This window comes from Paraburkholderia sp. SECH2, assembly GCF_030464795.1.
Classification (GTDB): Bacteria; Pseudomonadota; Gammaproteobacteria; order Burkholderiales; family Burkholderiaceae; genus Paraburkholderia; species Paraburkholderia aspalathi.
In genome coordinates this window covers 159,682-167,299 of record NZ_JALPRH010000017.1, presented here as the reverse complement: position 1 = coordinate 167,299, position 7,618 = coordinate 159,682, and the positions used below count along the sequence as shown (strand labels likewise).

Annotated in this window: 5 protein-coding genes; 4 read left to right on the top strand and 1 reads right to left on the bottom strand. The window is 61.1% G+C overall.

All coding sequences use genetic code 11. The features are described from left to right. Positions 1 to 95 precede the first annotated feature (95 nt). A complete protein-coding gene (locus tag M0D66_RS25335; RefSeq protein WP_054034730.1) occupies positions 96 to 821 on the bottom strand; it encodes a GntR family transcriptional regulator in 726 nt (241 codons plus the stop codon). A 162-nt stretch (positions 822 to 983) separates the two neighbouring features. Between M0D66_RS25335 and M0D66_RS25330 the strand changes: the two genes are divergently transcribed. The 4 genes from M0D66_RS25330 (at position 984) to M0D66_RS25315 (ending at position 7,594) form a co-directional block, all read left to right on the top strand. Further along, positions 984 to 2,204 carry an alanine--glyoxylate aminotransferase family protein gene (locus M0D66_RS25330; RefSeq protein WP_266211846.1) on the top strand — a complete coding sequence of 407 codons (1,221 nt, stop codon included), beginning with the start codon at positions 984 to 986 and terminating at the stop codon, positions 2,202 to 2,204. A gap of 269 nt (positions 2,205 to 2,473) precedes the next feature. After that, a complete protein-coding gene (locus tag M0D66_RS25325; protein WP_200617597.1) occupies positions 2,474 to 3,760 on the top strand; it encodes an MFS transporter in 1,287 nt (428 codons plus the stop codon). A 39-nt stretch (positions 3,761 to 3,799) separates the two neighbouring features. Beyond that, positions 3,800 to 4,549, top strand: a complete 750-nt coding sequence (locus tag M0D66_RS25320; protein WP_200652324.1) for a 2-keto-4-pentenoate hydratase — start codon at positions 3,800 to 3,802, stop codon at positions 4,547 to 4,549. Between the two features lie 24 nt (positions 4,550 to 4,573). Beyond that, positions 4,574 to 7,594 carry an FAD-binding and (Fe-S)-binding domain-containing protein gene (locus tag M0D66_RS25315; protein WP_266211845.1) on the top strand — a complete coding sequence of 1,007 codons (3,021 nt, stop codon included), beginning with the start codon at positions 4,574 to 4,576 and terminating at the stop codon, positions 7,592 to 7,594. Positions 7,595 to 7,618: the final 24 nt, after the last annotated feature.

Genomic DNA, 7,618 nt, shown 5'->3' with positions numbered 1-7,618 from the left:
GACCACTAACAATTCAAGGAAAGGCACCAAAGCCAGATCAAGGAAAGGCCAAAGCGCCAAGAACACGGACAACAAGCGCCGAGCATCCAAACACCTTATGCCTTCAACACCGAAGCCGCCACGTCCTCCCGCGATTGCACCTGCAAAACCGCATCCCGCTTATCGAGCAAATGCTGCCGAAGAATCGCGCTCAACTTCTTCCCATCTCGTGCCTCGAGCGCCTTCAACATCTCATCGTGATCATGAATCGCGCTATCCCACTTGGGGATCTGAAAATTCGACCGGAACCGCAACGCCTGCAAGCGTCGATTAACCGCGACATACGTCTGCCGTAGTGCTGAATTCCTCGCCGCCTCATTGATCTTGTCGTGAATCGCCTGGTTGCGGCTGTAGTACCCGGCCAGATCGTTCTGCGTCCGGCAAGCCAGCATCGCGTAATGCAACGCCTTGATCTCGGCGAGTTCTGCAGCCGTCATCCGCTCCGCCGCCAGTTCGCCGGAAAAAGCCTCAAGACCGCTCATCAGTTCGAAGGTCTCGCGCAACTCCGCTTCCGACATTTTCGACACCGACGCACCGCGATTCGGCGAAATCTCGATCAGCCCTTCGGCAGCCAGAACCTTCAGCGCCTCCCGCAACGGCGTGCGCGAAATCCCAAGCGTCTCGCACAACTCGCGCTCGTTCAGTTTCTTGCCCGGCTCGAGCACCCCTTCGACGATAAAGCGGCGAATGTGCTCCACCACCGTGTCGTGCAAACGCTGACGCTCAACCTTCGGCATCAGCGGAGAAGCGGCCACACCCGCATCGAAATCCGAATTTTGCATACAAAAGCCCTCAACATCGTGTTAGGTACGATTTTATCGGAACCATGCAGATTAGTTAATAGCACGGGTAAACACCGGTATCAGCAGGCAATTTTCGCCTTGGGATCGTCACGGATCATCTGATATAGTTTTTTGCATGCAAAATTCAATCGGAGGAGCCCAATGCTCAAGCTAGACTTTCATCCCGCTGGCCGTCACTTTCTGCAGATTCCGGGTCCGAGCCCGGTGCCCGATCGCATTCTCCGTGCGATGAGCTACCCGACCATCGATCACCGCGGCCCCGAGTTCGGCGAACTCGGTCTGAAGGTGCTCGAAGGCATCAAGAAAATCTTCAAGACGCAGCAACCGGTGGTGATCTATCCGGCCTCTGGCACCGGCGCGTGGGAAGCGGCGCTATCGAACACGCTGAGCCCGGGCGACAACGTGCTGATGTTCGAAACCGGCCACTTCGCGACGCTGTGGAAAAAGATGGCGGAAAGCCTCGGGCTGAAGCCTGAGTTCCTCGGCCTGCCTGGTATTGAAGGCTGGCGGCGCGGGGTTCAGCCGGACATGATCGAAGAGCGTCTGCGCGCCGACACGCAACACGCGATCAAGGCCGTGTGTGTCGTCCATAACGAAACCTCGACGGGCGTCACCTCGGACATCGCCGCCGCGCGCCGCGCGATCGACGCTGCCGGTCACCCGGCACTGCTGCTGGTCGATACGATCTCGGGCCTCGCCTGCGCCGACTATCGCCATGACGAATGGGGCGTCGACGTCACTGTGTCAGGCTCGCAAAAGGGTTTGATGCTGCCGCCGGGTATCAGCTTCAATGCGATCTCGCCGAAGGCATTGGCCGCCAGCAAGCAGGCCAAATTGCCGCGCAGCTTCTGGGACTGGACCGACATCGTCGAGATGAACAAGACCGGTTACTGGCCGTACACGCCGAACACGAACCTGTTGTATGGGCTTCATGAGGCGCTGGAGATGATTCTCGGCGAAGGGCTCGACAACGTGTTCGCCCGTCACGAGCGTCTCGCCGAAGCCACCCGCCGCGCGGTCCGCGCGTGGGGTCTGGAGATTCAGTGCGCGGATCCCGCTGTGTATAGCCCGGTGCTGACCGGCGTGATGATGCCCGAAGGCATCGATGCCGACGCCGTGCGCAAGCTCATCTACGAACGCTTCGACATGTCGCTCGGTACGGGCCTCGGCAAGATGAAAGGCCGCATGTTCCGCATCGGCCACCTCGGCGACTGCAACGACCTGATGCTGCTGGCGACGCTGGCCGGTTGCGAAATGGGCTTGCGGCTCGCGGGTGTGCCCCTCAAGGAAAGCGGCTTGCCTGCCGCTATGGAGTGGTTGAGCCAGCCGACCAAAGCCTCGGGGCTGAAAGCCGCGGCTTAAGCGATGGCGCGCCACGCGCATCGGTGCTCACCACATCGGTGCGTCAGCGCCTCTGCCTGACAGGCAGCAAATAGCAAGCAGCAAGCAGCAAGCAGCAAGCAACAGGCATCTCGCAGCAAGGGAAGGCGGGGGCACTTCCCTTACGAAGCCGCACATAGAACGCGGCTCATGGACAACATGCGATGGACCCACAGCGCATGCCGCTGGCGGGCGACGACGCAGCGCGCCATTCCAGGCGCGCCGTCGATAGACTGCAATGGAGAGAGACGATGAAGCGGTTTCGTGTGAGCAGTGCGACCAGTATCGTTCTAGTGATGCTATGCATCATGTACTTCATCACTTACCTCGACCGCGTCAACGTCAGCACCGCGGCCGCAGGATTCGGCAAGGAATTCGGCCTCTCGCATACGGAAGTGGGCCTGGTGTTTTCGGCCTTCGCTTATCCGTATCTGATTTTCCAGATCATCGGCGGCTGGGTTAGTGACCGCTTCGGTGCAAAACGCACGCTGATTTTCTGCGGCGCTATCTGGGGCGTGGCGACGTTGCTGACCGGTTTCGCCGGTGGTCTCGTCTCGTTGCTGGCCGCACGCGTGTTGCTCGGTTTCGGCGAAGGCGCCACGTTTCCTGCTGCGACGTCCGCGATGGCGCGTTGGGTCGCGAAAGAAAAACGCGGCTTTGCGCAGGGCATCACCCACGCGGCATCGCGTATCGGCAATGCGGTTGCGCCTGGCTTGATCGTGCTGGTGATGGCGACCTGGGGCTGGCGCGAATCGTTCTATATCTGCGGCGTGTTCAGCTTGCTGTGGGTGGCGGTGTGGGCGTTCACGTTCACCGAACATCCGAAAGACCATCCGCGTATCACGACCGAGGAACTCGAAGTCCTCCCCGCGCCGAAGCCGAAAGCGGCCCGCGTGCCGTGGGGCAAACTGTTTCGCCGCATGTGGCCGGTCACGATCGTGTACTTCTGCTACGGCTGGACCTTGTGGCTGTTCCTCAGCTGGATTCCGCAGTACTTCCTGCACAGCTATCACCTGCAACTGCAAAAGTCGGCGATCTTCGCCTCGGTCGTGTTCTTTGCCGGCGTACTCGGCGACACGCTCGGCGGCATCGTGACCGACTGGATCTTCACGCGGACCCGCAGCCTGAAGCGCGCCCGGAGCTGGATGGTGTCGGTGTGCATGTTCTTTTGTCTGCTCTCGCTGATCCCGCTGATGTTCACGCACGATCTGTATCTGTCGATGGCGTGTCTCGCCTCAGGCTTCTTCTTCGCCGAAATGACGATCGGCCCGATGTGGGCGATTCCGATGGACATCGCGCCGGAATACTCGGGCACCGCGAGCGGCATGATGAACACCGGCTCGGCATTGGCCGCGATCATCTCGCCGGTGGTCGGCGGATTTCTGATCGACTACTTCGGCAGCTGGGAGTTGCCGTTCGTCGGCAGCATGCTGTTGATGGCGATCGGCGTGGTGCTCGCGTTCCGCATGCAGCCGGAAAGCAAGTTCGCGCTCAACGCTGCCGATGATGCGCACGCCACCACAGGCGTGGGTGCATAAGCAGACAGCGCACCGTTCCCTCTCTTCGCCTTTAAAGCAATGACAACATCACTGAGTCAACGTCTCGCCGACGCGCGCCGCAATCACCTGACGCTCGATGCGTTGCCGCCTGAGCAAACGCCCGCCGACAGCACCGCTGCCTACGCGATCCAGCACGAGATACTGAACGTATTGAACGCGCCGATCGGCGGCTGGAAGATCGGCGCGAAGTCCGACAGCGGCCCGATCCAGGGCGCACCGTTACCGGCGAACGATTTGCACGCCGACGGCGCACGATTACCGCGTGAAGCCTTCGCGCCACTAGGACTCGAACTGGAGATTGCATTCCGTTTCGGCCGCCGCTTCGAGCCGTCGACAACGCCCTATAGCGAAGCCGACGTGCACGCAGGTATCGGCTTGATCGGCGCGACCATCGAGATTGTGGCGAGCCGTTACGCTGACTGGCCCAAGGTCGACAAGCTCGCCCAGCTTGCGGATTTGCAGAATCACGGCGCGTTGATTGTCGGCGAATTTACGCCGTATCGCGAGGATTTTCCGTTTGTGACGCCGTTGCTGCAGTTCAGCTTTGACGGGAGTGACGTGGTGGCGACGACACCCGCCAATCCGGCCGGTGATCCGCGACGCCTGCTGACGTGGCTCGTCAATCACGCCACCTCGCGCGGTATCGCGATCACGCCGGAGATGGTCGTCACCACCGGTTCGTACACCGGCATGTTTTTTCCGCAGAGCGCGGGCACAGCAAGCGGGCGTATTGAAGGGCTCGCGCCGATCAGCCTGACGCTGTACTAGCCCGCTTTCCTATAGGCCGACGATATGACGAACCCCACTTCCGCTTTACTCGTCAAGCCGATCCATCTGGTGCCGTCCGCCGCACGGTTGACGTCGCCGCTCGCGCAGCATCTGCGTAAGTCTTTGCGCGGCGACGTGTTGTTCGATGCGGCGAGCCGCGGCCGTTATTCGACCGATGCGTCCATCTATCAGATCACGCCGATCGGCGTGGTGGTGCCACGCAATCAGGACGATCTGCGCATCGCACTGGAAATTGCACGCAGCGAGAAAGTGCCGTTGCTCGCGCGTGGCACGGGCACGAGCCAATGCGGCCAGACCGTTGGCGAGGCGCTGGTGATCGACACCAGCAAGTGGCTGAACAACATCGTTGCGTTTGATGCCGACGCGCGCACGGTGACGGTTGAGCCGGGCGTCGTGCTGGACCATCTGAACGCATGGTTGAAGCCGCATGGCCTGTGGTTTCCGGTCGATGTCTCGACGGCGGCGCAGTGCACGATTGGGGGAATGGCCGGCAATAACTCGTGCGGCTCGCGCTCGATCGAATACGGCAATATGGTGCATAACGTCGAAGCGATCGACGCCATTCTCGCCGACGGCAGCGAAGCGCGTTTCGCTTCATTGCGTGAGGCGCCGCAAGGCGCGCGTTTGCAGCAGATCGTCGAAGGTGTGAAGCGGATTGCTGAGCGGGAGCATGCTGAAATTGTCGAACGCGTGCCGAAAGTCTTACGTCGCGTCGCGGGCTACAACATCGACGTGTTCGATTGCCAGAACCCGCGCGCCTATACCGACGACGGCATCGCGAATCTCGCGCATCTACTGGTCGGCTCGGAAGGCACGCTTGCGTTCAGCCGGCAATTGACGCTGAAGCTCGCGCCATTGCCGACGCATAAGACGTTGGGCGTGGTCAACTTCCCGACTTTCTGGCAGTCGATGGATCTCACGCAGCACATCGTCAAGCTGAAGCCGGTGGCCGTGGAGCTGGTCGATCGCACGATGATCGATCTGGCGATGAGCAATCCCGCTTTCCGTCCGGTGATCGAGAAAGCGCTGGTCGGCGAGCCGCAGGCCATTCTGCTGGTGGAGTTCGCGGGCGAGGACCGCGACCAGCAACTCGCGTCGCTCAAACAACTCACCGAACTGATGGCCGACCTGGGCTTGCCCGATTCGGTCGTCGAGATGCCTGCCGCGAACGAACAGAAAGCGCTGTGGGAAGTCCGCAAAGCCGGACTGAACATCATGATGAGCATGAAGGGCGACGGCAAACCGGTCTCCTTCATTGAAGATTGCGCGGTGCCGCTCGAACACCTGGCGGAATACACAAGCCGTTTGACTGAAGTCTTTCATCGCAACGGCACCGAAGGCACCTGGTATGCACATGCGAGTGTCGGCACACTGCACGTGCGGCCTATTCTCGATATGCGGCGCGACGGCGCGGTGAAGATGCGCGCGATCGCCGAAGAGGCGGCGGCCCTGGTGCGCGAATACAAAGGCGCATATTCCGGCGAGCACGGCGACGGTTTGTGCCGTGGCGAATGGGTAGCGTGGCAATACGGGCCGCGTCTGAATCAGGCATTCACGGAGATCAAGGCGCTGTTCGATCCGGACAACCGCTTCAATCCTGACAAGATCGTACGTCCGCCGAAGATGGACGACGCACGCAACTTCCGCTTCGCGCCAGGCTACGAAGCGCAGCGGATCGATACCGCGCTCGACTGGTCCGTATGGAACGTTGAACGCGATCCGCTGACGGGGCGGGAGACGCTGCCGGGCAGCGGCAACGATCTGTCGGGCGGTCTCGCGAAGGCCGTCGAGATGTGCAATAACAACGGCCATTGCCGCAAGTTCGATGCGGGCACCATGTGCCCGAGTTATCGCGTGACGAAGGATGAGCAACATGTGACGCGAGGACGTGCGAATACACTGCGTCTCGCGATCTCCGGGCAGCTCGGCGAAGCAGGACTCGCTAGCGACGACGTCAAGGACACGCTCGACCTGTGCGTTTCGTGCAAGGGCTGCAAGCGCGATTGCCCGACGGGCGTCGACATGGCGAAGTTCAAGATCGAAGCGCGGGCGGCGCGTGTCAAACGGCATGGGCTGCGTCTGCGTGACAGGTTGGTCGCCTTCATGCCGCGCTATGCGGCAACGGCGAGTCGCTTGCCAGGATTGATGGCATTGGCCGACAACGTGCCGGTGTTGTCGGCGTGGTTCAAACGCTCGGTCGGCTTTGCGCCTGAACGTACGTTGCCGCGTTTCAAGAAATCGTTCCTGGCGAGCGCGTCGGCGGCCAAACCACCTCAAGGCGGCGCGCTGAAAGAAGTGCTGTTGTTCGTCGATACGTTCAACAACAACATGGAGCCGGAAAACGCGCGCGCCGCGCAGCAGGTGTTGGAAGCTGCGGGTTACACGGTGCACTTCAATGCGCGCCAGGGCGAGCGCCCGGTGTGTTGCGGCCGCACTTTCCTCGCGGCGGGTTTGGTCGACGAAGCGAAGCAGGAAGCGCGACGTATGCTCGATCTGTTCAAGCCGTTTGTGGAACGTGGCGTGCCGATAGTCGGGTTGGAGCCGTCGTGCTTGCTGTCGTTGCGCGACGAGTTTCTGCACTACGGTTTCGGCGAAGAAGCGCGACGTCTTTCGAAACAGGCATTTCTATTCGAAGAGTTTCTGGTGCGTGAGGAAAAGGCCGGGCGCTTGCAGCTTGCGCTGAAGCCGTTGGCGGAGGAGCAGGCGCTTGTACACGGCCACTGCCATCAAAAGGCCTTCGACGCGTTCACGCCGGTGCAAACCGTACTGAACTGGATTCCTGAGTTGAAGGTGTCGACGGTCGAGTCGTCGTGCTGCGGTATGGCGGGTAGCTTCGGCTACGAAGCCGAGCATTACGCGACATCGCAGGCGATGGCGGAGCTGTCACTGCTGCCCGCGGTGCGCAAGATCGACGGCAATACGGTGATGGTCGCGGACGGCACGAGTTGCCGGCATCAGATTCGTGATGGCACAGGCATCGACGCAATCCATGTGGCGCGTGTATTGGCGATGGCGTTGCAGTGAGGGAGGGCGGTTGGCCGCGGTTGG

Bases quoted from the DNA above. Each gene is read 5' to 3' on its own strand.
- M0D66_RS25325 (WP_200617597.1), top strand. From the start codon at position 2,474: ATGAAGCGGTTTCGTGTGAGCAGTGCGACCAGTATCGTTCTAGTGATG.
- M0D66_RS25330 (WP_266211846.1), top strand. From the start codon at position 984: ATGCTCAAGCTAGACTTTCATCCCGCTGGCCGTCACTTTCTGCAGATT.
- M0D66_RS25315 (WP_266211845.1), top strand. From the start codon at position 4,574: ATGACGAACCCCACTTCCGCTTTACTCGTCAAGCCGATCCATCTGGTG.
- M0D66_RS25335 (WP_054034730.1), bottom strand. From the start codon at position 821: ATGCAAAATTCGGATTTCGATGCGGGTGTGGCCGCTTCTCCGCTGATG.
- M0D66_RS25320 (WP_200652324.1), top strand. From the start codon at position 3,800: ATGACAACATCACTGAGTCAACGTCTCGCCGACGCGCGCCGCAATCAC.